The sequence below is a fragment of the Candidatus Poseidonia alphae genome (assembly GCF_943787815.1).
Lineage (GTDB): Archaea > Thermoplasmatota > Poseidoniia > Poseidoniales > Poseidoniaceae > Poseidonia > Poseidonia alphae.
This window is the reverse complement of the sequence record NZ_CALSNW010000003.1, coordinates 687,424-709,062: the sequence shown is the minus strand read 5'-3', so window position 1 is coordinate 709,062 and position 21,639 is coordinate 687,424. Positions and strand designations below refer to the sequence as shown.

The following is a 21,639-nucleotide window of genomic DNA, read 5'->3' as shown; positions in this document are numbered from 1 at the left end:
CCTTCGCATCAGTATTCAACAGGCACGGGGTCCAATATCCGCCAGAGGTACCAGGCTGCTGCGGTCCGGTACGGTCGCCACCGCTCTGCTATTTCTCCGACCTGCTCTTTGGTTTCAGCATCAGGAACCAATCGCTGAGTACCTCGAATCAATCCTATATCGCCAAGGCTGAAGACATCCTGCCGTAAAAAATGGAACATCAGCATCATTTCAGCGGTCCATGGGCCAATGCCTCGGAAGGACACCAGATGCTTTTGAATCTCCAAGTCGCTCATTGATTCCCAAGGCTGTTCCATTAACCGCTCAGCATCCTCAGCGAGTCCGTAAATGTAACTGGCCTTGGGCCGAGTCACACCGCACGAGGCAATGGACGGTTGGTCCGTAGCCAGAACGTGATGAGGGGTGACCTCGCCCAGGTGCGCACACAACCTTCCCCAAATCGCATCTGCTGCCGTGACCGATATTTGCTGGCCAACAATTGAACGAACGAGCGTCTGAAACAGGTCGTCCCTGCTACTGATTCCAGCGGGTCCGTATTCTTTGACCACCGGTCCAAGCAATTCGTCGTTGAGGAGGACTTCGTGAGCTTCGTCCCACCAAACCGGTACTCGACTCGCCATGTAGGTCCATGCAAGAGATGAGGTTTTGAACCCATGCTTCAAGGCTACTTCATGCGAGATGAACTGATGGCGCTCTTGGAATTGAAATCCGTTATGCGAACCGGATGGGTTCGTGCTGGTGTGGACCAACCTGAATCAGTGGCTGCACATTCATGGGGAATGGCGGTCCTCGCCTTACGTCTTTGTCCACCCGAATTGGATCTGCAAACGGTCCTTACCTACTGCTTAATTCACGATTTACCCGAAATCATTGTTGGCGATCTTACTCCCGATGATGACCGCAGTACGAAGGCCGAAGATGAACACGCTGCAATGGGTAAATTAGCCCCCCAGTGGCTTGAGATGTTTGAGACCTATGAACGCCAAGACACTCCGGAAGCACAATTCGTGCATCAACTTGACCGCTTGGACATGGGCCTACAAGCGCACGTCTATCAGAATCGCTCCGGTTTGGACCTCAATGAGTTCCTGAAAAGCGCAAAATCCGTGGTAAGCGACCCATCGCTCAACCGGTTGCTTTGAGTCTTTTCGTCAATGACAGCCGACAAGGCCAAAAAGCAAAAACCATCCGGACGGATTACAGCCCGATAGTGTAGGGGTCCATCATGGTGGGTTTTGGTCCCGCCGACCTCGGTTCGAATCCGAGTCGGGCTACCTCTCAATTCTCTTGAGGAACAAACCAAAGCCCTGCATGGACGATTGGCGCAAGGATGCTCATGACCAGACCGAACCAAAAGGCACCTGCGTAACCAAACATGCCTACGTCGAATTGACCCATGCCTATTGGACCCGTAGCTTCCGGTGCGAGAATCATGTGAAGTATGATGGCTAAGAACCACATGAAGCATCCGAAATAATAGGCGCCTCTGCCTGAAAAATGGACCACAACAGCCGCTTTCACTGGCATATCGATCACATTCCTCTCATAGAGCATAAACGTCAAACTCAAGATGGGCGTTAAAATCACCGAAATTAATGCAATCAACATCAAAAATTGGTAGGTGTTGCCAGCAGAATCCCATCCCTCCATGGCTTCGATCATCCCCTCAATCCCTGCGCATTTTTCTCCTGTGTAGGTGACACATTCTTCGTTTTGTTCGGTTAGATGATCGATAAATGATGTGTATTTCTCTGTTCCACCCATACCATAGATGTCATCCGCCGTCATCGTGTCTGCAGAATATAACCACTCATCATCCTCGATTGAAAGTGTGTACAACGGATCCGCCGTAAAGCACATCAACAAGACGATAAATGAGATGCCCACGATGGCACCTTGGACAACGGCAATCGGTTTGATGCTTGATGCATCAAAAGTAAAACCGTTGAGGTACCCGCTGGAATCCTCCTCGTCAACGTTCCATTCGAAATCTCCATCGCAATGAGGGCATGAAAATTCTCCCGATGCATCGTCATCCAGTGCAATTTCTTCCTCACAGTGGGGGCAAAGGATCTCGACCATGCTGTAGACTCGTTCACGACCTTTTAGTTCTTCTTCCGTCACCATGATTTTTCACACGCATCTTCATCAATGCGTTCCTGTTGGATTCGGTTAGGTGAGAACATGATTCAGAAAATAGGTGTCATTGGAGCAGGACAAATGGGCAACGGTATCGCACAGGTGGCTGCTTGTGCAGGTTATGATGTCGTCATGGTGGACATCAAGGACGAATACGTCGAGAAGGGCCTCGGAACGATTCAATTTTCACTCGGTAAACTCGTCAGCAAGGAACGCATGACCCAGCAGGAAGCAGATTCAGCCCTTGCACGGATCGTGACTGGAACCGACCGTTCGGCGTGCGCAGACTGCGACCTCGTGGTCGAAGCAGTCCCTGAAATCCTCGAGTTGAAAACCAGTATTTTCTCAGAGTTAGATGGCCTCTGCAAACCAGAAACCATTCTCGCATCCAATACATCGTCCATATCCATCACCACCATCGCCGAGTCAACAAACCGTCCAGACAAAGTCATTGGAATGCATTTCATGAATCCAGTCCCCATCATGAAACTCGTTGAAGTCATCAACGGAGAACATACCAGTACGGAGACCAATTCAGCAGTGAATGAAGCTGCTGAAAAAATGGGCAAGATCGCTCTATCATGCAACGATGCGCCTGGATTCGTCTCAAACCGTATTTTGTGCCCTATGCTTAACGAAGCCATTCTAACGCTTCAAGAAGGAGTTGCAGAACCAGAAGCCATTGATGGAATTATGAAACTTGGAATGAACCACCCAATTGGTCCACTTGCACTTTCAGACCTCATCGGCTTGGATACTGTCCTCCACATCATGAACGTTCTTCACGAAGGCTTGGGTGATGACAAATACGCTCCAGCTCCACTCTTAGTGAGCATGGTGGAAGATGGCAAACTTGGTCGGAAAACCGGACAAGGATTTTACACATATTAGGTGTTCAATTGCTTCTAAAAGACCAACTGCAACGCTGGGCGATTGGTCGCTTTCTCATAGAGATTCAAGATTCCGATGAGGTCCACATACAGGACCGACGAATGGCAGACCAGCGGTTGGACCTTCTCCATCGTCTTTCCGTCTTTAGGGCTGGTCTGTTCGGTCTCATCTCCGGTATGTTCGTTGTCGCCATTGCGCTTTGGCTTCATGAATGGGAGGGTTCTGACGGCTGGAACAGTTTCACGTTTTTTGGTGCTGTCGCTTTTGCAGGATTTCTTTCAACCTCCCTTGAATTGGTATTCATCTACGGTGATTCGTTGAAAACGGCTGCTCGAATGGCCAAGGTACTCGGGATTCCGGAGGATGAACTCCAGAAGTTCGAGTTGGAGGAGTCAATCCCGCACTGGTTGATCCATGCTGCTTTGGGTGCACCTGGATTTCAAGGAACGATGTTTGGGATTGACCCGCTTGCACGTATCGGTAAATTGGGTATGCTGATTCGTAAAATATTGAAGAAGTTCCGAGTCGCAGTAAGCGCCACGCTGTTCAAATCGATCGTTCGTCGGATGTGGGTTCAACTCATCGGTAGGACGGCCTTGCGGGCGTTTGTTGAACTTGTGTCATTGCCCTTTTTCGTTCTCATCAACGCAGTTGGAATGAACTCGATGATGCGTGATATGAGGTCTCGACTGGTGGGCCATGAGTTGACGCCCTCCTTGATTGAGCACACTTTCCCGGAAGGAGTGGAGCACCTGACTCCCGCCTTGCATCGCGCCATTTACGATGGTATTCAGGAACAAATCACTTCGGCACGTTTCATTCACCCCAATCAAATTCGAATTCTCAATATCATTGGTGATCCTCCTTCACATCCCAGCCCATCAATTCCGACGAGCAACGCCGAGCAAGTCGTTTCCTCCTGGCGATGTTTGCACTTTCTGGTCGTTTGAGTTATCGTTGCAGGCGAATTATGCGTCGTCTCGAATCCAATCTTGGCAAAGAGGAAGTCGGTCTGATTCAGGATGAAATTGAGGCTGCAATCTATGATCTAGAGCCGTTTACCCGACCTTGGATTTGACCTCAGCATTCAGTCGATGAACGGTTCACATTCTGAACCCGTTGGCTAAATCGGAGAACCAAATGAGAAGGCATCCTCAAATGATACGGCGATTTCAAGGGTCCATGGGCGCATACTTGGTGACCGGTGCATCAAAGGGAATTGGGAGATCAGTGGCACTGTTGCTCGCTGAGCATGGTCATCAAGTGATCCTTCTTGCCCGTGATTCGAAAGAACTCAGAACTACGCTTGCTCTGGTGAAAAAGAGCTCAGAGAACTCATTTTCTCTTCCTTGTGACCTTGCCTCACCCTCTCAGATTTCAGAAACTGCTCAGAATTTGGTCAAGTCCATTGAAGGCCTTGACGGATTGGTTCATAACGCCGGTTCCATCCACCCGGTGCAACCGATGATGGACGCAGACGTTTCACAATGGTCCCGCAGCATTCAGGTCAACCTCATTGGAGTTCAGGATTTGACTCAACGGTTGTTTCCGTTGCTCAAGGGTCCACAGCACAGCCGGGTCACGACCATTTCCAGCGGCGCTTCATTGCGGCCGATCGGCTCGTGGTCAGCATATTGTACGGCAAAAGCAGGTTTGGACATGTGGGCTCGTTGCATGGCTGAAGAAGGTAGGGATCACAACATCAGTGCAATTTCTGTAGCTCCTGGAATTGTTGACACGGGTATGCAGGAGGACATTCGTGCTGCAGACCCAGCTGAATTTCCCTCTCACGAGGCGTTTGTATCCTACCACACCGATGGGCATCTGACTGACCCTGATGATGTCGCGTCCCTCCTTTATCCACTCATTACCGAGCACACTATGCAGCAATCAGGACAGCGATTTGATGTCCGAGATTTGTGAACTTTCAAGCCCTGTCGCCCCAATAGTCATAAGCACAAACCTAGACAGAAGGAATGAGGGTGAGGTATGCCAGGAACAGACCGAGTTGAAATTCGCACGCTAAAAGTTGGACGATTTTGTGTCGTAGACGATGAAGCATACAAAATTTTGAGCATCTCGAAATCAAAGCCAGGGAAGCACGGTTCGGCTAAAGCCCGTCTCTCCCTAGAAAGCATTTTCACCAAGAAGAAGATCTCTCACGTCGGAACCGTTACCGACAGCATTAACGTACCAATGATCGAGAAGGGTACCGCTACAGTGACCCACATTGAAGGTGCTGAAGTCCATGCAATGAATGACCGAGATTACTCCATGATGATTCTCCCCATGCCCGAGGCTGACGAAGGCATGAATGTGGAATCGGGTAACAAAATCATGTGGCAAGAAGCCCTTGGTCGTTACATCATCATTCGTGACCATTGATGGTCAAAACGAACCTCATCTTAAACGACTTCATTTCTGATTTTGTCGGAAATGATTTCATATGCTATGTCGTTGCTCCGGTGTTATGGAGAACCGTATCTCGCCATCCGATAAAGACGAACGCGTCCGAGGTTACTGTGCCTACGACTGGGGTAAAAGTGCCTTTGAGACATCCGTTACAACCGCTATTTTTCCAGCATGGTTTGCTTACCTCTTCATGGAAGCAAACGGAATCTCGATGAAGTTGCTTGGTTCCGAGTGGACTGCTGACGCCATGTTTTCGGCTGCGGTCATGATTGGAGCTCTGTTCGTCGCGATTTGTGCTCCGTCACTCGGTGTTATCGCAGACCGAAGAATGATCAAGATGTGGTGGTTGAGAGTTTTGACCATTCTCGGTTCAGTCTCATGTATACTGCTTGCTCTTTCACCGTATCTCGGTGTATCCATTGGTTGGATATGGGCCATGATTATGTTCATGGTAGCCAACGTCGGGTTGAACGGCGCTGGAGTGTTTTACAACGCATTGCTCCCTCACATGGGCGATGAGTCTGAAATGGATTCTATCTCGAACAAGGCCTTCGCCTCTGGTTACCTCGGTGGTGGTCTTCTTCTTCTCGTTCACCTCCTCATGGTGACGTTCATTGTTGACGAGAGTGGCTCAGTTCAGAGCTGGGTGATTCCCTTCGCTATGGCCAGTTCAGGTATCTGGTGGCTCGGATTTGCTCAAATGACCTTCAAGATGGTTCCCGAGCCTCACATTGAGAATGAAATGGAACCAATAGGTCTCATCGCTTCGACAAAGATGGCACTTGGAGAAGTCAAGAAGACGCTCATGGGTATCAAGGAATTCAGAACGCTTTTCATCTACATGATCGCTTACTTTTGCTTTATCGATGGAATCAACTCTGTCACCGCACTCAGTGGTGTGTTTGGAATCGTGGTCCTTGGACTCACAGTTTCGGGTCTCATTGCCACCATTCTCATCATTCAATTCGTTGCTGCGCCCGCAGCCATTGGATTCACCAAATTAGCAGAAAAATGGGGCACGAAGCAAGCACTTCAGTTTTCTTTGGTCTGTTGGTGCTTCGTTATCGTAGGGGCACTTTCGTTTGCTCCTCTTGAACTGGAAAACCACGAAGAATACGATATACAATATGATTGGGATGAAATCAATGGGACCTACATTGCAACAGCCCGTGAAGGTGTCAACAATATTGCAGCCCTACCCGATGACGGTGAACAACAATGGGCTATTGAGCATCAGGCAGTTCTACCTGTCGTTCAAAACGATGATTACAAGGACGGTTATGCTGTGGAATGGGCGTACGAGAAAAACGGAACTGCAACGGCTATTGCAGTTAGTTTGAATGCTACTTCCTTGGCCGCTCTTGAAGCAACAATGGATGAATCCCGATTCTCTTACAGCATCGTCAACGGCTCACTTGGTAATGCCACAAGCGTGGGTGTTGAGCACCCAACGAGCCTTGGTGATGGAAAATTGGATTTCATTCCTAAGACGGCACGTTCCCTTGTTTGGGAGCCTTTGGGCATGTCGGTGTTCTTCCAATTCCTTCTCTTGGGAGTCTTTGGTGGAGCCCTACTCGGTGGTTCACAAGGACTTGCCCGCTCAATGTTCGGTCAAATGGTTCCTGAAACACGTTCGGCTGAATTCTTTGGCTTCTTCGGATTCTTTGGAAAGGTCGCAGCGCTCTTGGGACCTCTCATCTATTCGCTGATGACCGTTTGGTTCGATTCCCGTGTTGGAATCTTTGCCATATCTTTGCTTATCGTTGCTGGAGCCATCATACTTCGCAAGGTCGACGTTGAAGATGGAATCGCAGTTGCTAAGGCAGAAGACGAACGCAACCGTGCATCCGCTTGAGGGCTCAATTTGGGCCTTTGCCCAGAACTTGGTAGCGTAAGCGTCTTGAAGTGGCTTCACACCGTTCAGCATAAGCGCTAAGGCTTCGGACGGTGAATGTCATGACAGAAAAGAAACCTTCTTCTGCCAAAACTGTAACCAAATCTGCGTACCGGCAGCCGGTAACTCCTGAAGGTCTCAAGGCCATCGAGGCTGGAACGTTAACATGGCTCGACGACGAGATGTACAACAACCTCAACACCGGTGTTCTCGAACAGTACCTGGAAGAAAAGAATCTTCAGGAGTCCTTTGAAGTGTCTCACTGGAGCACTCCAAAGGTCATGATCGGGATTGGAATTGGTGCCATCTTCTCAGGTGTCACTGCCTACATTGGACTCAAACTTGGTCTTGCCATCTCTGCGGCATGGTACATCGCTTACCTTCTAGGAATGGCGCTCAAGTGGTCGCCATCAGAAGTGAACATTGCAACTTCAGCTACCACCGGTGCAACTCACGCATCGACAGGGTTCATCTTCACTTTTCCTGCCATTTTTCTTCTCGCCAGTCAGCCCGATTATGCGTTAGCATCGGGTCCATTGGTGACCTTGGGCGAGGGCGATACATTCCGACTTGCATTTGTCGGAATTGTAGCATCCATGTTCGCAGGGTTCCTTGGCGTGATGTATTTCATTATTTTTAGAAGGGTTTGGCTGGTTGAAGACCCACTTCCTTTACCTGGATTTGAAGCGACCCTCAAGATGCTTGACATCTCATCCGATGTGAGCACGGGTGCTGTGGAACACGCCCGTGATTCGTTGAAAACCATTGGAGTATGGACCGTACTCACCATGGTTGGACTGTTCTTGGTCGAGTATCCATTGATTTGGATGAACGATCGAAAAATTGCCTTGATGGATTTCATTGCAGAAAGCATACATTACGGCGACATCGGCCTAGCGAGTTTTTACTCGAAAGGAAAAATCCATCAACCCTCCGGTACAGACGACGGTATCTCATTGGGACAAACCCATTGGTCTGCAGAAACGGCTTGGAATCCATTTGCTTACACCTATGTAGGTGTTGCTTTGACGCCCTCGATGTTTGCTATTGGATGGTTTATGAAAACCCGAGTGGCCTTCCTTGTCAACCTCGGTACAATCGTCGGTTGGTTTTTCCTGGTCCCTCTTGCAGTTATCTTGAATGTCCCTATCTACGATGCAGCACAACAAGCAAACATCCCGATTCAATCGTATGCTGACGGTGGTTCAGAAGCCCTTCAGATGATTGCCTTCGGCAAAACCGTACGAACAATTGCCATTGGTTCCATTGTCGGCGGTGGTATGTTTGGTCTGGCCAAGATGTGGCGAACCTTTGCGAACATCTTCACCGATATCGGAGCGGCTTTCACAGGTGAAGGCAGTCAGGAGTACATGGAAGGAAAAGGCTGGTACGAGTGGCCTTTGAAGCATATTCCAATCTTCATGGGTGTTACCTTCTTTGCAATGATCTTGATTTTCACCATCGGTGGATTTTCTCCACTCGCCTCTCTGGTCTTTGCCTTGGTCCTCATTCTCACCACGTTCATGCTTGGAGCCATCGCAGTCCGTGTTATGGGCGAAACAGGAATTGAACCGGTTTCGGGAACTTCCTTTATTGTCCTCTTGATGCTTCTTGGGGTATTTTTGAACGCCCAAGAATTGTTGAACCTCAACACACAGGATGCCGTTCTTTTGGGGCTTGTAGGAACCACGGTCTTTGGCTCTGCAATCTCAATGTCGGGTACGGTTATTGGAGACTACAAGAACAGTCTTTACATCGGTAACCGTCCGTATCACATCTCAAAAGGAAACATCATGGGCGTCGTCCCAGGTGCAATTATTGGAGCCGGTGTTGCGATTTTCCTCTCCATTCAACTCGCCGAAGGCCGCATCGACCTCATCGCTCCACAAGCCAATGCATTTGCAACCTTCTCGGTAATCTTCGCTGAAGGAGAAGGCGACTTGATTCTCCTTGGACTCGGCTTCCTTCTTGGGATGTTTGTCGAATGGGCTACAGGGATGGGTACCTCGTTCGGATTGGGAATGTACCTCGATGTCCCTCACACCCTACCAATGCTCATTGGTGGTGTTGCTCGTGATAATTGGGAAGATAAGAAATTGGCCCCAAGAATCGATGCCCTCAAGGAAACCGAAGGTACGACCGCTGCTGAAAAGCAACGTGCTCTCATCTTACTGAGTACGTTCATGGTGGCTGCTGGTTTACTCACTGGCGAAGCGTTCTTTGGAACAGAATCAAGTATTCTCTCCTTCATTGACTCAATTTGGTACGATGGAGCAGGGGATCCACGAACGGTCATGGGCGTTAAGAACTTCCCAGATTCAGGCGCATGGTATGCTATTCGTATGTTTGGATTGATTTTAATCAACGTCATTGTAGGTGTGGGTATTTACCTGCTGTTCAAGAGAGCTGGAGTCATCGGTGGCGACAGCGAGGATGCAGTCCTACAGAATTCATGAGCGTGACATCATGGCCCATGAAGGTGCTGTGCCGACCTGGGTCTGGGGTCTCCTTATTGCTGCAGTATGCGGCGTTTCAAGTGCCGGTGCCCTCTTTCAACACGTTGAGGAAATACCCCCGCTGCTTCGAGCATCATGGCGCCTTCAATTGACATCAATTGTTCTTGCACCCCTGGCTTTGTTTCAGTGGAGAGCAACTCCCGACGATGTCAAGTCAATGTTTTGGACCAAAGAAAGTTGGCTCTTGCTTCTCGCAAGCGGTCTTGCGCTTGCCGCCCATTTTGGAGCCTGGGTTGCTAGTTTAGACGAAACATCGCTTACGCATTCGCTGTTGTTTGTCACCGCCCATCCGCTTGTCATCGTGATCGGGATGCTCGTTTTAGCCAGTTTCCACCCCAGTGTGCGAACGCCTCACAGAACTGAGATTTACGGGGCGATGGTTTGCTTCCTTGGTGCTGGAATCACTCTTCTTGACAACGGGGCATCACAGGGAGACCAAACCGTCACGGTGTTCGGCGATAGTCTGGCATTCCTCGGAGCGGTATTTGTAGTGGGTTATATTGTCGTTGGACGAATTTTGCGAACATGGATGCCGATTTTTCTCTATGCTTTCCCGGTGACCTTAATCGGAGCAATCGTTCTCCTTCCGTTCTCTTATGCATTGGAGACGGGTATTGCTGATTTTGGAGCGGTGGGTTGGGTGGATTCTGAATATTTCATCTGGTTTTTGTTGCTCGCCTTAATCGCGGGTCTTCTTGGCCATACCGGATTGAATACATGCCTTCGTTACATCTCTCCTTTGGTAGTGTCCACTGCAGTAACGTTTGAACCGGTTCTTGGTTCTCTGATTGGATGGCTCTTCTTCGATACAGGAATCCCAGGTACCTGGACATGGATTGGAGGATTTATTCTTATGACGGGGCTGGTTTTGGTGGTTTACACGTCCGAACGTGTTGCTTTGGAAAAAGCGAACAATCAAAACGCTGATGCTGCGGCTTTGGATTAGGTGGAAGAATGTCTGAGAACAGAGGATGGTTGTTGCTTACCAATGATGACGGTATTGAGGCTGAGGGCTTCCGCCTTTTGGTACAAGCGCTGCATCGTGAAGGGCATAACATCGTGGTTCTCGCTCCTAGCGAGAACCATTCAGCAGCAGGCATGCGCATCAATCTCATGAAACCCATGGGTCTACGGGAACGCCCAGACCTTGTTGATGCGTGGAGTCTCAATCCAGAACATGCGCCTGTCCATTTGTTTGAACTGGATGGAACACCTTGCGATACCGTCATAGTTGCTATGGACGGCGGATTGGAACATTTGGTACCCTCGGTCAAACCGCAACTTGTCGTTTCTGGAGTCAACCTCGGCCCGAACTTATCGCAGGACTCGTACCACAGTGGAACGATGGGCGCTGCTCGAGAAGCAGGCCTTTACGGAATGCCTGCAATCGCTTCTTCATTCACATCGTTTGACCCTGAAGGGATGGCTCGTTCAATCGAAGCGACCGTCATTCTGGTCGGACGAGCAATGGACGTCCTCCCCAAAGTAGCCGCCAATGCAGGCCGCCCCCACGATGCAATGGACACCAATTACTTCACGTCGTGGCCCACCGCTGGTAACGATGAAAAGTGGGTTCAAGACCCAAACAAAGCTCTACTCACTGCCTTTAGAAACGGTGACCTCATGCTCAATTTGAACGTTCCACCAACATGGGATGGCACGTGGGCTTGCACTCGATTGGGTGTTCGCTGGTACCGAAATGCTGTACGCTTTGAAGGCGCAGGAGACGATGAAGTGGCGACGTTCACCATCGGTGCATCTTCCGTTGATCACAGTGAAGTTTTGTACGGTGATTGTGATGCTGTGGAAGAAGATAAAGCCAGTCTTTCATGTCTTGCTGTTTGGCCTCAGAGTCATCCATTCGCCATGGATGAAGATCTGCTTGCCAGTGTATTGATGAACTCAGCGGACGGATGGCCCCATTGGCTCAATCCAAATTAAGCGCTACGCCTTCATCAAGAAGGAAATGAACGACGCCAATGGCCATGTGCCCCTGAAGCCATTGTTCGCCCAAGGAACGTTTCATCACTCCATTGAGGCCCTCTTCCTCGAGGGGTTGGTCATCACTGAGGACAAAACCAATGTCAACATCATGTTGGTTGCTTTGTTCCGGTAAGTGCGCATCAGGGTTCCATAGACGTGGGGCGTTAGCATCAAGGGCAACTACTGGGAGTTCACCCCATTGGCTTAGGGTCGTTTGCAGGTTTCCACCACTGTGTTCGATGCCCCTTGTGATGGGTTGCCAGTGTCCAATGGGCGGGAGGGGGGTTGCGATGACTTTACCGATTTGCCCCGCTATAGAACGCTCTTCAGCGTGGACGCCTACCAGTTCACTTCCATCAAAACGTATCCTTCTTGGAGGTCCAGGGCCGCCACCCAGATGAAGGATAATTTCGGTATCCTTTCTCAAGCCATGACTGGTCAATAAAGCCGCCATCATCGCTCGTACGAGGACGTCCATTCTACCGGCGCCTCCTGCTAAATCATTGAGGGGCAGTTTGCCTTTGGACATTGCACGATGGCCGACGATGGCGAACCTACGCATGCTTATGCCTCCGAGCCACGTTCAACAAGCGTGATGATGGCATCATGGAGGTCCGCTGAGTTCTGCAATACAAAATGGGCGCCAAGTGAATCGACGAGGTATCCCCTGGGCTTGGTTGCATCGTCCAAGTCCTCCAGCCGATTTGCGATAACTGCAGTCATTCCTGAAGATTCAATCTGAGCAATGGCTCGGTAGATCAAATCTTTTTGTTTAATTCCGGATTCAAGTTTGAATCCAATGCGTACACTGCCGTCGCAATCGTCTTTGAGTTCCTGAATGTGTTTTGGACTTTCAACAAGGTCAAGAGATAGGCTTCCTTGCTGGCTTGCAATTTTACCTTCTGCCGGTGAATCGACGACGTAATCCAATACGGCAGCTGCATGAATCCAGGCATCGATTCCATCGTTAGAGAGCGCTTTGCATTCCTTGAGCATTTCACCAGGGGTTGGCGTACGGATGATGAGCGGAAGCCAATCTGGTGATGGAGATGTTGTCAATCCTGCAACACAAGTGACATCGTGACCGTGTCGATAGAGATGGTCTGCAAGAGCCCAGCCCGTTGCACCCGAACTCATGTTTTGCACGTGACGAATATCATCAATCGGAGATGAAGTGGCGCCGAGTGTGATCACAATCGAACGTCGCTTGGCCTTCTTTTGGTTGATGAGATGGCCCAACTTTGCACAAATTGTATTCGGAGTTGGCGTTTTTTGTTTCCCTTCTTCATTCGGACCCCATTCCACTGAAATTCCTTTGTTGCGCAGTTCAATGACGATGTCTTCCGTGACCGGGTCTTTAGCAAGGTCTTCGTGCATGCTTGGAACCATCATGATGGGCGTTCCTCTGCTTCTTGCAACGGAGAGGGCCATCATCAACGGGCCGTGCTGCAATCCATGAAGGTGGCTCGCCATCACGTCTCGGGTGGCAGGCGCTACCAATACTGCATCGACTTCATCTAAGGCGGATAGGTCGCCATCCCAGTCGGTGATGACATCAGCTTGTGAGGCCCAACGAACAGCAAGTGGAGTAATAATTCGCTGAGCCGAAGGTGTCATGATGACGATAAGTTCTGCGCCGTGTCGCCTTAATTCTCTAGCGACCTTGACCGTTTCCACCGCTGCTATTCCACCGGTGACGCCCAGAACAATACGTAAACCACGAAGCGAATTTCCCGACGCAATGACATCGGTATCACGGGTGGCCATAGCCATCCCACAGAGCGGTCTATCATGACTTCTTCGCTTCTTGGGTATCTTCCGCAGCGGCCACATGTTTCAAGAAGGTCCCACCGCAGGGGAAGACATGAGCAACACCAGAGCGGATGATTTCGTTTTGGCGGGTTCCGCGCCATCAGCATCAACGGCTCGTGACCCCATCGCTCATGTTCACCGAGGCACTTCGTTCATCGTATTGGTCGATGCTGGAATTGTGGTTTATTTGCTCGCAACATTACTGCTTGCAACGGGCTTTATGTCGCCATCCACATCAACAACCATCATCATTGCATTGGCCTTCGTCGCCCTAAGCGTCTACACCAGTTACCGTCAACGACGTCAATGGGCGTATTGGCCAGCCGTTGGTCTCTTGATGACGGCAAGTTTGATGTTTGGATTCTTAGCATTCCTCAACCTCATTGCCGTTCTCTTTGGTGAAGATTTAAGCGGACTTTTGTTTGTTTTCCTCATGGGTTGGGCTGCCTTTGGTTCCGGTCGAAGAGCATTGTTTCACTGGCATCCTGTATACCGTTCGGGTTACAGTAGCGATTCGTTCAATCCACTGGCTGACCTTGAGGAGGGGGAAATGCTTGCAGCATGCCCCTCATGCCTTGCTGTGTTGGCGATTCGCCCGCTGATGCTTGGAAACAACGACCGATGCCCCCACTGTTCAAGTTTGCTTGTTAATGAGCGATTGTACGGTAAATATCACGATGAACAAGAATGAAGTTTCATCTTGAAAGAGCTGAATTTCTTCTAAGGAGGCTTCTTGAAGGGAAGCGTTCACGCAGATACAACGGAGGCGGCAGAATGGCAACGACGAGTGAACGGCTTCAACAACTCCTTGATGGAGAACTTGACCCCGCTGATATCGCTGATGATCCGACTCTTGTCAGTCTTGCAGACCGTATTTACGGTATCAAAATCGCACCAGTCCAGCCCGTTAAGGCACGGGATATTAACCCGTCATCCAGTCCTAGCGTTACCGAGGTTGCTCCGCCAACAGATATGCTGATCGAAGTCATCGAATCTGAAGTTCCTGCAATTCAAGCCCCATTGCCGGTTCTTGATATGCCTCCTCTTTCTGAACCTGCCCGAACCCGTCGCCCTTGGCTCTCCCTCACGCTCTTGGGAGTGAGCATTCTGAATCTTTTTGGCGTATTTGGCTACCTTTTTGGTAGCTTGTGCGACCCGAACGACCTCTGCCCCAGTGAGGGATACAATCGTCTTAATTGGGCCTCAGTTCATGAGATCACGAACGGAAACGCATGGAGCCTCACCGTTCTTGACGGTAGTTTTGGAATACCGGATATGGTCGCCATCATCGCTTCAGTAATTCTCGTTGTGTATTTTAGCGGCCGGAAGTGACCGTTTGTTTACGCTGTTGAGTGAAGCCATCGCATACGTTGGTATGGCCAGTATTCTGCTTGCCTTTCTTTTGGAGACGCGAGATGTACTCCACAGCAAAGAACCGGTATATCTGTGGCTGATGGCATTTGGTTCAGGTCTTCTTGCAGTTCGGGCATTTCTTATCAGTGAATGGGCGTTTTTGGTTCTTGAAATCGTATGGTGTGGAGCCGCTCTTGCGGTCCTCGTTGCTGGCGGAAAGTCATCACCTCAGAACCCTATTGAGCCGTCATCTTGATGTGAGTTAAGCCAGCCCACAAACCATGGGCCACGGTAAAGCGAAGCGAGGTATTCCTTCGAAAAGCGAAAATTTCAATGAATGGTATCCGTTCATTGTTGAAGCAGCGGAACTGGTCGATAAACGATATCCAATCAAAGGAATGGACGTTTGGAGACCTTATGGCTGGAAAACCATGAAACTCATTGATTCCTTGACGCATACAGAGATGGAACGCACGGGACACGAAGAGGTCAATTTCCCGTTGTTGATTCCAGAAGTCCTTCTTGAAAAAGAGAATGCATTGGTGGCTCGGCTTAAGCGGGCCCGTGAAGAAGGCGTTGACCCCGATGACCTGCGCGATGAAGACGAAGAGGGTGGGTTCAAAAAAGAAGTCTACTGGGTAAAGCATGCGGGTGATAACGAATTGGATATTCCAATGTTTTTGCGTCCTACCTCTGAAACTGCCATGTACACCATGTTCCCCCTATGGATTCGGTCTCACAAAGACCTACCACTCAAGGTCTATCAAATGGTCAACACGTTCAGATACGAAACAAAACAAACTCGGTCCTTCATTCGTGTGCGCGAAATTCACTTTTTCGAGGCACACACAGCGCATGCTGATGAGGAAGATGCATCCAATCAAATCAAGCAAGATTTGGAAATTGTTGACAAGATCATGCATGACCTCTGCCTCCCGATCATCAAAGCGAAGCGCCCACTTTGGGATACCTTCCCTGGTGCTTGGTATACCATTGGAATTGACGCCGTTATGCCCAACGGTCGAACCTTACAAGTAGCCTCATGCCACCATTATCAGGACCAATGGGCCAAGGCCTTTGACCTGAAATACGAAAATAAGGAAGCCAAACAATCCTACTGTCACCAAACCACGTACGGTATGTCCGAGCGATTGCTCGGTGCGGTGGTCGGAATGCACGGTGACGAAAATGGCCTCATTATGCCGCCTGCAGTGGCTCCGTTCCAGGTTGTTATCTGCCCAATGATCCGCAAAAATGCAGAAGTCGATACGGTAGCAGTCGCCCACGAACTTGCAGGAACCCTTCGTTCTCGTGGTTTGCGAGTCAAGGTTGATGACAGGGATATTCATCCCGGACAGAAGTACTACGATTGGGAAATCAAAGGAGTGCCTTTGCGTCTTGATATTGGGCCAAGAGACATTGCTCAAGGAACGGCATTTGCGGCTCGCAGGACCGGAGGTAAGGAACCACTTGCAATGGATGCGATCGTCGATGAATGTTATCGAGTTCTTGGTGAAATCAGTGATGAACTTCGTTCACGAGCCTCTCAACATATGGGCGATGTTGTTCAACCATTGCCTGAATTTGAGCACCATGACGGGGAATGGGTCATGAACGGTGAGGTCAAGGACGGCCACATCTACGAATTGGCTTTTGATGGAACCGATGCCCATGCTGAAGCTATTGAAAGAACCACTGGATTTGCCTTCCTTGGCGATGCAACGGAACCTTACGAAGAACCTCGGCCGTGTCACATGACTGGCGAACCAACCGTTCGTCGCGTACTTCTTGCAAAGACGTACTGAATACAGTCGTTTGGTTCTGGACCTCAGTTGGTTGAACAGCGGTGCTTGGATATGGAACGCAAACAGTTGGGTTTTCTTTTCATGATTCTATCGTGTGCACCTTATGCTGCCCTTTTTGCGATACCGTTTACTTCACTGAATGGCTCTGAAAGCGCTGTTGCGGCGACAGTGTTGATCGTGACTGGCGAATCACTGTTTGCTATCGGCGGATTGCTGGCCGGCAGGAGCCTGATGGAACGGTTGCGCCGAAAGATCATTCCTCAACGATTTCAACGGAGAGAAGGACCAACGAATTCTGAAGAGTAAAGGGTATTGCAGAAGCGGTGAACGGTGAGAGTTTGATAAAGAACGTCGCATTGGGATAAATATGACACCGAGCGACGGGCCAGGGGTGAATCTCACGGATTCCGTACAGGTCGGTCACAACGCCATTGGTCCAACAACGGGCGACATCATCATCAATTCCGCTGCTAGCAACGAAATATGCAGCATGTGTAAAACTCCCATTGATGCAGTGAACAATCCGGGTTTGTTCTGTTTCAAGGAAGGCTGCGAAACATTTTTTTGTAACAATTGTGAATCGTTTTTCCGCGAATCTCGTAAACCCGGGGAAAAACCCTACTGCGCAGAACACATTGGTGAGGCCACGGCAGAAAACATTCCTCCTCCTCCTTCAGTAAGTGCTATCGTTGGCGCTGTTCTTCGCGATACGAAGCCATCCGCACCGCCCACACAACCTCCTCAAGCACAGATCATGGGAACGGTCAACCAACAAGCCCCCATGCACACAGGTGCTCAAGTTTTTGTCGATCCACAAAATCCGATGGTAGGCATGCAGATGCAGGGTGGCCAATATTACAATCCTTATGTTCATCAGAAGATGGTTAACCCGGCCCAGGCTGTGATCAATACGCTCTCGAATTGGTCAGGGAATGGAAGGGCACAACGAAGTGAGTTTTGGTTTGGCTATCTTTTCTATATCGTTGGGTTTTCCATGGTATTGGGGTTCACCGTTGTGTTATGGGGCGATGGTTTTGATGAGGATCTACTCTTTGGTCTCTTCTGTGGAGCGATGGTTTTTTTGATACCCCTGTTGAGCCTCATGATTCGTCGAATTCAAGACACGGGAAATTCAGGCTGGTGGATCCTTCTTATGGTGATTCCATATGTTGGGTCTTTTGCAATGTTTATATTCGCAGTCTTGCCTTCAGAACCTCAGCCGAATAAATACGACCGTCGATAATTGAGCCGGTCCTCAATTGTTATTGGCCGTCACATGCCGAATGAAGACGGGTCCATGTCCATTTCGCCATCCTTCATCATCTTGCGCATTTGCTTGTTGAGTTTGCGATTGCCCCCCATCCCCTTCATCATCTTTCGGGAACGGTTCCACTGACCGATTAATTCTCTGACATCTTTTTCTCGAACTCCAGAGCCTCGCGCTATTCGTCGAATGCGGTCTGATTTGATCTTTGCTGGTTCGTTCTTTTCCCAAGCCGTCATCGAGTCCATGATGGTTCTATAGCGGTCAAGGTTCCCTTGCATGGCTTCTTTTTGTCCTTTTGACATAGCCCCCATTCCCCCAAGCATGCTCCCGGGTAGGAACGACATTAACTTGTCAATGGTTCCAACTTTCGACATCATTTCCATCTGCTTGTACATGTCGTTAAGCGTAAATCGTCCGCTCATCAAGCGTTGAGTAAGCCGCATGGCTTCCTCTTGGTCCATGTCTTCTGGGGCAAGGTCAATCAGTCCCTGAATGTCGCCCATACCGAGCAGTCTTGAGATGAAACGATCCGATTCGAATTTCTCCAAATCTTGAATCCGTTCACCAACACCAATGTGGACAATGGGTGCACCGGTTGCTGCAACTGCAGAGAGTGCGCCACCGCCACGAGCGGTACCGTCAAGCTTGGTAATGACAATACCGGTGACTCCAGCGAGATTGTGAAACGAAGCAGCAACAGGTCCTGCTGCTTGACCAACTTGGGCATCAATGACCAACCAGCGGTCGGTGGCCCTGGTGAGTGAGGCGATGTTTTCCAATTCAACAACCAATTCATCATCGAGTTGGTGACGTCCAGCGGTATCGACGATGACGAGATCAGCAGCAGCACACTCCTTCAATCCATTTCTGACAATGGTGACGGCGTCCTTGGTGTCGGGTTCGCCGTACACTTGAACCGTTGAGTCCTCTAGAAGTTGGGACAGTTGAGCGTATGCTCCTGGTCGGTGTACGTCGGCTTCGATGACAGCCACTCGCAGGCCGTGTTTCTTTCGGTACCATTCAGCAAGTTTTGCAGTGGTTGTGGTTTTTCCTTGCCCGTAGAGCCCAACCAACAGAAGGGTGGCTCCTCTTGGTTGGAATTCAGGAGCGGGGCCCAGGATTCGTACGAGTTCCGTGTAGAGGATGTTCATGGCGTGGGTCTGCATGGTCAATCCAACACGCGGTTCTTCTTCTCGGAGTCGTGATTCAAGCCTGTCTACAATCTCCTTTGTCTGACGAATGTTAAAATCTGCTTCTTGCAGAGCCCTTCGCAAACTGCGGGTCATTTCTCGCAATTCTTCCTCGTCAAGTTTCCTTTTGTTCTTGAGGAAGCCCAAGGAACGGAAGATGCCTCGGGATAAGCCTTCAAGAGCCATGATTAGGCGTTGAGGTTTCCCCCTTTGAACCCACTGCTTCAAGCAGGTGAATCGGAACGAGGAATGTCGAGAGACAGTACATCATCGTTGAGGGACGCCTTAACTTGGCTCGACTTGACATAACTGTGTGTTGGGATTTCTTGTTCCCTGCCGTTGAGTCCAACGAACAGTATTCCTTGTTCGCTTCGTAAACTCATCTCTTCGCGATTCAGTCCCGGGAAGTGCAGGTGAACTTTCTCAAGGTCTTCTTGCAGTTCTGAGATCATTCCTCGGTGAACCTCATGTTTGAGGACCGAACCTATTTGATGCGGACCGATGGTTTCTGGAAGTGAATGGGTCGCTCCGTACAGTAAGGTTCCAATTGAACGAAGCGCTTCAATCCCGACCACTTCTTGGTCGGCGAGTTCAATCGATCCAATATTGACATCTTTCAGGGTGGATTTGAGTTCTTCGATTCGCTCAAGTTCTTGGGTCCTTCGTTTGGCCAAGAAGGGATGGTCAAATTCTGGAGTTACTCTGTTCACAAGGCATCCGCCAATCGGCAAATTGAATTCAACCAATGAGTCGTAAGCCCGGACCGTCTCATTAACACCCATGCGTTCAGGGATAGTAACAAGCGTAAATGCCGTTGTCGCAGGGTCGCTCATAACCCTCCGAACATGGAGCACTCGACGTCGGAACCGTTCCAATTCCTCTTTCATTGATTCGCTTTCTTTTCGGCCAAAGAGCATTGAGCGTATGCCTCCGGATACTCGCATGAGGCGAAGAAGGCGGCCCGACCATGATTCAATCAATTCAGGTAGGGACAAGAAGCGAAGCGTATGGCCGGTTGGTGCGGTATCAAAAACCACGACATCCCAAGTTGGATTCTCCATATGTTTCAATAATTCATCAAAGGCAAGTGCCTCATCCAGTCCAGGGAGGATCATGTCGGACGTCTTCACGTCAGATTTGATTTCGTCAAATTCATCCTTTGCACCGGTGTCAAACATCATGCTCATTCCACCAAGTCCAGAGCCACCCATGTTGTTCATGGCTTCACCAAATTTAGGCAAGAGCGTTGATAATTTGGCTTCAGGGTCCATTTCCAGGCCGAAGAGCCGGGGGACTCCTTCAACCTCGGTAGGGACAGGTCCGAGCGGTACACCGAGGGAATCCGATGTAGAGTGAGCGGGGTCACTTGATACGAGAAGGACTCGCAAACCAGCATCTGCCAGCCATATTGCTGTAGCTGCGGAAGTGGTTGTTTTTCCAACTCCACCCTTTCCTCCGAACAAAAGAAGTCTGGCCATAATCCGCTGAGACGCTCGGGGTGTTTGAATGCCTCGCCTCGCTCGTTAAGGAACAACGCTTTGATGAAGGGGGAGGTAAACCGCTGGGCATGGTTTCTGAACTCGTCTTGTTTCAGTTGTCCAGTTTTTGTGCTCTCATGGGCATGACCCTGGGGTGGAGGGGTGTCATGACTCGCTATTCTGGTTTTTACGACCTTCCAACCGCTTGGAGCCAAGTATTTTGGGGCATTGTACTTGGAGGACTTTACGCTGTTGCAGCAGACGGGGCCCTGTTTATTCCGTATTACAATCAAGCAATGGATGACAATGCCTATACGGGACTCAACATAATATCGCTGCTCCTTGTCACTCTATTGGCTTCCATTGGGACTCACTTTTTGTTGAGGAGGAAACGGGTACGAAAGGGTGGGTCACAGCCAACGAGCGGTTGGGCTCTAGGCCTCGCCGTGGGTGGGATGGTCGGCATGGTCCTCATGTATCGAATGTTTGAGTTTGAAGACATTTTTTCGCCGGTTGGTCTTCTCAATATTGCCTTAATTTCTGTTTTCACCCCACGGGCAGAAGCACTGATCACTGCTAAGCACGGACACATGATGCTTCAGGATAAGCGATGGGGTGCTATCCTAAGGTCTACTTTCTGGCGCTCAGCACTGCTTGTAGCCGTGTATTCTGCTGTATTCATACCTCTGGTTTGGGTGTTTATTCTCCCGTTCATTCTTCTTGTGACACCAGCTTCGGAAACATGGATTTGGGAATCTGTACCGAGGGAGGGACGGCGTCGTTTGAGAAGGATTTGGGCAGACCAAGCGCGTGAAAAGACCTCCGCTTCTATGCGGACGGGCGCCCCACAGAAATCTGATGATTCCATCGCAACCAGTGAAGAGTAACAAAGTGCTCAC

General features: G+C 49.8%; 22 protein-coding genes and 1 tRNA gene. 17 read left to right on the top strand and 6 right to left on the bottom strand.

Annotated features, from left to right (window positions below; translation table 11 throughout):
* Positions 1 to 8 precede the first annotated feature (8 nt).
* On the bottom strand, positions 9 to 620 hold the full coding sequence (locus tag AAA857_RS07820) for a hypothetical protein (RefSeq protein ID WP_338174395.1): 612 nt from the start codon (positions 618 to 620) through the stop codon (positions 9 to 11).
* A gap of 33 nt (positions 621 to 653) precedes the next feature.
* On the opposite strand from AAA857_RS07820, the gene AAA857_RS07815 reads away from it, so the two are divergent.
* Both AAA857_RS07815 and AAA857_RS07810 read left to right on the top strand, forming a co-directional pair.
* A complete protein-coding gene (locus tag AAA857_RS07815; protein ID WP_338174394.1) occupies positions 654 to 1,142 on the top strand; it encodes an HD domain-containing protein in 489 nt (162 codons plus the stop codon).
* A gap of 59 nt (positions 1,143 to 1,201) precedes the next feature.
* Positions 1,202 to 1,274, top strand: a tRNA-Gln gene (locus AAA857_RS07810).
* 4 nt (positions 1,275 to 1,278) lie between these two features.
* Here the strand turns inward: AAA857_RS07810 and AAA857_RS07805 are convergent.
* Positions 1,279 to 2,127 carry a hypothetical protein gene (locus tag AAA857_RS07805; RefSeq protein ID WP_338174393.1) on the bottom strand — a complete coding sequence of 283 codons (849 nt, stop codon included), beginning with the start codon at positions 2,125 to 2,127 and terminating at the stop codon, positions 1,279 to 1,281.
* 57 nt (positions 2,128 to 2,184) lie between these two features.
* Here AAA857_RS07805 and AAA857_RS07800 point away from each other — a divergent pair, with 57 nt between their 5' ends.
* The 8 genes from AAA857_RS07800 (at position 2,185) to AAA857_RS07765 (ending at position 11,793) form a co-directional block, all read left to right on the top strand.
* A complete protein-coding gene (locus AAA857_RS07800; protein WP_338174392.1) occupies positions 2,185 to 3,030 on the top strand; it encodes a 3-hydroxybutyryl-CoA dehydrogenase in 846 nt (281 codons plus the stop codon).
* An 8-nt stretch (positions 3,031 to 3,038) separates the two neighbouring features.
* Positions 3,039 to 3,980, top strand: a complete 942-nt coding sequence (locus tag AAA857_RS07795) for a hypothetical protein (protein ID WP_338174391.1) — start codon at positions 3,039 to 3,041, stop codon at positions 3,978 to 3,980.
* 232 nt (positions 3,981 to 4,212) lie between these two features.
* Positions 4,213 to 4,953: an SDR family NAD(P)-dependent oxidoreductase gene (locus tag AAA857_RS07790; protein WP_338174390.1), complete on the top strand. Its 741-nt coding sequence runs from the start codon at positions 4,213 to 4,215 to the stop codon at positions 4,951 to 4,953.
* Between the two features lie 66 nt (positions 4,954 to 5,019).
* The gene (eif5A, locus tag AAA857_RS07785; RefSeq protein WP_338174389.1) at positions 5,020 to 5,415 is read left to right on the top strand and encodes a translation initiation factor IF-5A; all 396 of its coding nucleotides are present in this window, start codon (positions 5,020 to 5,022) and stop codon (positions 5,413 to 5,415) included.
* A gap of 85 nt (positions 5,416 to 5,500) precedes the next feature.
* Positions 5,501 to 7,297 (top strand): MFS transporter, encoded by a 1,797-nt coding sequence (locus AAA857_RS07780; RefSeq protein WP_338174388.1) that lies wholly within the window; start codon positions 5,501 to 5,503, stop codon positions 7,295 to 7,297.
* Positions 7,298 to 7,398: 101 nt separating this feature from the next.
* The gene (locus AAA857_RS07775) at positions 7,399 to 9,792 is read left to right on the top strand and encodes an OPT/YSL family transporter (protein WP_338174387.1); all 2,394 of its coding nucleotides are present in this window, start codon (positions 7,399 to 7,401) and stop codon (positions 9,790 to 9,792) included.
* Positions 9,770 to 10,798, top strand: a complete 1,029-nt coding sequence (locus AAA857_RS07770; RefSeq protein WP_338174386.1) for a DMT family transporter — start codon at positions 9,770 to 9,772, stop codon at positions 10,796 to 10,798. The genes AAA857_RS07775 and AAA857_RS07770 overlap by 23 nt, the downstream gene beginning before the upstream one ends.
* A gap of 8 nt (positions 10,799 to 10,806) precedes the next feature.
* Positions 10,807 to 11,793 (top strand): 5'/3'-nucleotidase SurE, encoded by a 987-nt coding sequence (locus AAA857_RS07765; RefSeq protein ID WP_338174385.1) that lies wholly within the window; start codon positions 10,807 to 10,809, stop codon positions 11,791 to 11,793.
* On the opposite strand, the gene AAA857_RS07760 is transcribed toward AAA857_RS07765, so the two are convergent.
* Both AAA857_RS07760 and coaBC read right to left on the bottom strand, forming a co-directional pair.
* A complete protein-coding gene (locus AAA857_RS07760; protein ID WP_338174384.1) occupies positions 11,780 to 12,397 on the bottom strand; it encodes a hypothetical protein in 618 nt (205 codons plus the stop codon). The two genes, AAA857_RS07765 and AAA857_RS07760, sit on opposite strands and share 14 nt — an antisense overlap.
* 2 nt (positions 12,398 to 12,399) lie before the next feature.
* Positions 12,400 to 13,602: a bifunctional phosphopantothenoylcysteine decarboxylase/phosphopantothenate--cysteine ligase CoaBC gene (gene coaBC, locus AAA857_RS07755; RefSeq protein ID WP_338174383.1), complete on the bottom strand. Its 1,203-nt coding sequence runs from the start codon at positions 13,600 to 13,602 to the stop codon at positions 12,400 to 12,402.
* Positions 13,603 to 13,699: 97 nt separating this feature from the next.
* Between coaBC and AAA857_RS07750 the strand changes: the two genes are divergently transcribed.
* The 6 genes from AAA857_RS07750 (at position 13,700) to AAA857_RS07725 (ending at position 18,048) form a co-directional block, all read left to right on the top strand.
* Positions 13,700 to 14,338, top strand: coding sequence for a hypothetical protein (locus AAA857_RS07750; RefSeq protein ID WP_338174382.1), 639 nt, complete (start codon positions 13,700 to 13,702; stop codon positions 14,336 to 14,338).
* Between the two features lie 83 nt (positions 14,339 to 14,421).
* Positions 14,422 to 14,979 carry a hypothetical protein gene (locus tag AAA857_RS07745; protein ID WP_338174381.1) on the top strand — a complete coding sequence of 186 codons (558 nt, stop codon included), beginning with the start codon at positions 14,422 to 14,424 and terminating at the stop codon, positions 14,977 to 14,979.
* Between the two features lie 4 nt (positions 14,980 to 14,983).
* Positions 14,984 to 15,256 (top strand): hypothetical protein, encoded by a 273-nt coding sequence (locus AAA857_RS07740; protein WP_338174380.1) that lies wholly within the window; start codon positions 14,984 to 14,986, stop codon positions 15,254 to 15,256.
* Positions 15,257 to 15,281: 25 nt separating this feature from the next.
* The gene (locus AAA857_RS07735; protein WP_338174379.1) at positions 15,282 to 16,805 is read left to right on the top strand and encodes an aminoacyl--tRNA ligase-related protein; all 1,524 of its coding nucleotides are present in this window, start codon (positions 15,282 to 15,284) and stop codon (positions 16,803 to 16,805) included.
* 51 nt (positions 16,806 to 16,856) lie between these two features.
* Entirely contained in the window at positions 16,857 to 17,111 is a 255-nt protein-coding gene (locus tag AAA857_RS07730) for a transporter suffix domain-containing protein (RefSeq protein WP_338174378.1), read from the top strand.
* A 61-nt stretch (positions 17,112 to 17,172) separates the two neighbouring features.
* A complete protein-coding gene (locus AAA857_RS07725; RefSeq protein ID WP_338174377.1) occupies positions 17,173 to 18,048 on the top strand; it encodes a DUF805 domain-containing protein in 876 nt (291 codons plus the stop codon).
* Positions 18,049 to 18,077: 29 nt separating this feature from the next.
* Here the strand turns inward: AAA857_RS07725 and AAA857_RS07720 are convergent, their stop codons facing one another.
* Both AAA857_RS07720 and AAA857_RS07715 read right to left on the bottom strand, forming a co-directional pair.
* Positions 18,078 to 19,448, bottom strand: a complete 1,371-nt coding sequence (locus AAA857_RS07720) for a signal recognition particle receptor subunit alpha (protein ID WP_338174376.1) — start codon at positions 19,446 to 19,448, stop codon at positions 18,078 to 18,080.
* A 38-nt stretch (positions 19,449 to 19,486) separates the two neighbouring features.
* On the bottom strand, positions 19,487 to 20,740 hold the full coding sequence (locus tag AAA857_RS07715; protein WP_338174375.1) for an ArsA family ATPase: 1,254 nt from the start codon (positions 20,738 to 20,740) through the stop codon (positions 19,487 to 19,489).
* An 89-nt stretch (positions 20,741 to 20,829) separates the two neighbouring features.
* Here AAA857_RS07715 and AAA857_RS07710 point away from each other — a divergent pair, with 89 nt between their 5' ends.
* Positions 20,830 to 21,627: a hypothetical protein gene (locus AAA857_RS07710; protein ID WP_338174374.1), complete on the top strand. Its 798-nt coding sequence runs from the start codon at positions 20,830 to 20,832 to the stop codon at positions 21,625 to 21,627.
* Positions 21,628 to 21,639 lie beyond the last annotated feature (12 nt).

Bases quoted from the DNA above. Each gene is read 5' to 3' on its own strand.
- AAA857_RS07775 (WP_338174387.1), top strand. From the start codon at position 7,399: ATGACAGAAAAGAAACCTTCTTCTGCCAAAACTGTAACCAAATCTGCG.
- AAA857_RS07780 (WP_338174388.1), top strand. From the start codon at position 5,501: ATGGAGAACCGTATCTCGCCATCCGATAAAGACGAACGCGTCCGAGGT.
- AAA857_RS07770 (WP_338174386.1), top strand. From the start codon at position 9,770: ATGCAGTCCTACAGAATTCATGAGCGTGACATCATGGCCCATGAAGGT.
- AAA857_RS07745 (WP_338174381.1), top strand. From the start codon at position 14,422: ATGGCAACGACGAGTGAACGGCTTCAACAACTCCTTGATGGAGAACTT.
- AAA857_RS07790 (WP_338174390.1), top strand. From the start codon at position 4,213: ATGGGCGCATACTTGGTGACCGGTGCATCAAAGGGAATTGGGAGATCA.
- AAA857_RS07725 (WP_338174377.1), top strand. From the start codon at position 17,173: ATGACACCGAGCGACGGGCCAGGGGTGAATCTCACGGATTCCGTACAG.
- AAA857_RS07760 (WP_338174384.1), bottom strand. From the start codon at position 12,397: ATGCGTAGGTTCGCCATCGTCGGCCATCGTGCAATGTCCAAAGGCAAA.
- AAA857_RS07730 (WP_338174378.1), top strand. From the start codon at position 16,857: ATGGAACGCAAACAGTTGGGTTTTCTTTTCATGATTCTATCGTGTGCA.
- AAA857_RS07710 (WP_338174374.1), top strand. From the start codon at position 20,830: ATGGTTTCTGAACTCGTCTTGTTTCAGTTGTCCAGTTTTTGTGCTCTC.
- AAA857_RS07765 (WP_338174385.1), top strand. From the start codon at position 10,807: ATGTCTGAGAACAGAGGATGGTTGTTGCTTACCAATGATGACGGTATT.
- AAA857_RS07805 (WP_338174393.1), bottom strand. From the start codon at position 2,127: ATGGTGACGGAAGAAGAACTAAAAGGTCGTGAACGAGTCTACAGCATG.
- eif5A (WP_338174389.1), top strand. From the start codon at position 5,020: ATGCCAGGAACAGACCGAGTTGAAATTCGCACGCTAAAAGTTGGACGA.
- AAA857_RS07735 (WP_338174379.1), top strand. From the start codon at position 15,282: ATGGGCCACGGTAAAGCGAAGCGAGGTATTCCTTCGAAAAGCGAAAAT.
- AAA857_RS07715 (WP_338174375.1), bottom strand. From the start codon at position 20,740: ATGGCCAGACTTCTTTTGTTCGGAGGAAAGGGTGGAGTTGGAAAAACA.
- AAA857_RS07815 (WP_338174394.1), top strand. From the start codon at position 654: ATGCTTCAAGGCTACTTCATGCGAGATGAACTGATGGCGCTCTTGGAA.
- coaBC (WP_338174383.1), bottom strand. From the start codon at position 13,602: ATGGCCACCCGTGATACCGATGTCATTGCGTCGGGAAATTCGCTTCGT.
- AAA857_RS07750 (WP_338174382.1), top strand. From the start codon at position 13,700: ATGAGCAACACCAGAGCGGATGATTTCGTTTTGGCGGGTTCCGCGCCA.
- AAA857_RS07720 (WP_338174376.1), bottom strand. From the start codon at position 19,448: ATGGCTCTTGAAGGCTTATCCCGAGGCATCTTCCGTTCCTTGGGCTTC.
- AAA857_RS07800 (WP_338174392.1), top strand. From the start codon at position 2,185: ATGATTCAGAAAATAGGTGTCATTGGAGCAGGACAAATGGGCAACGGT.
- AAA857_RS07820 (WP_338174395.1), bottom strand. From the start codon at position 620: ATGGCGAGTCGAGTACCGGTTTGGTGGGACGAAGCTCACGAAGTCCTC.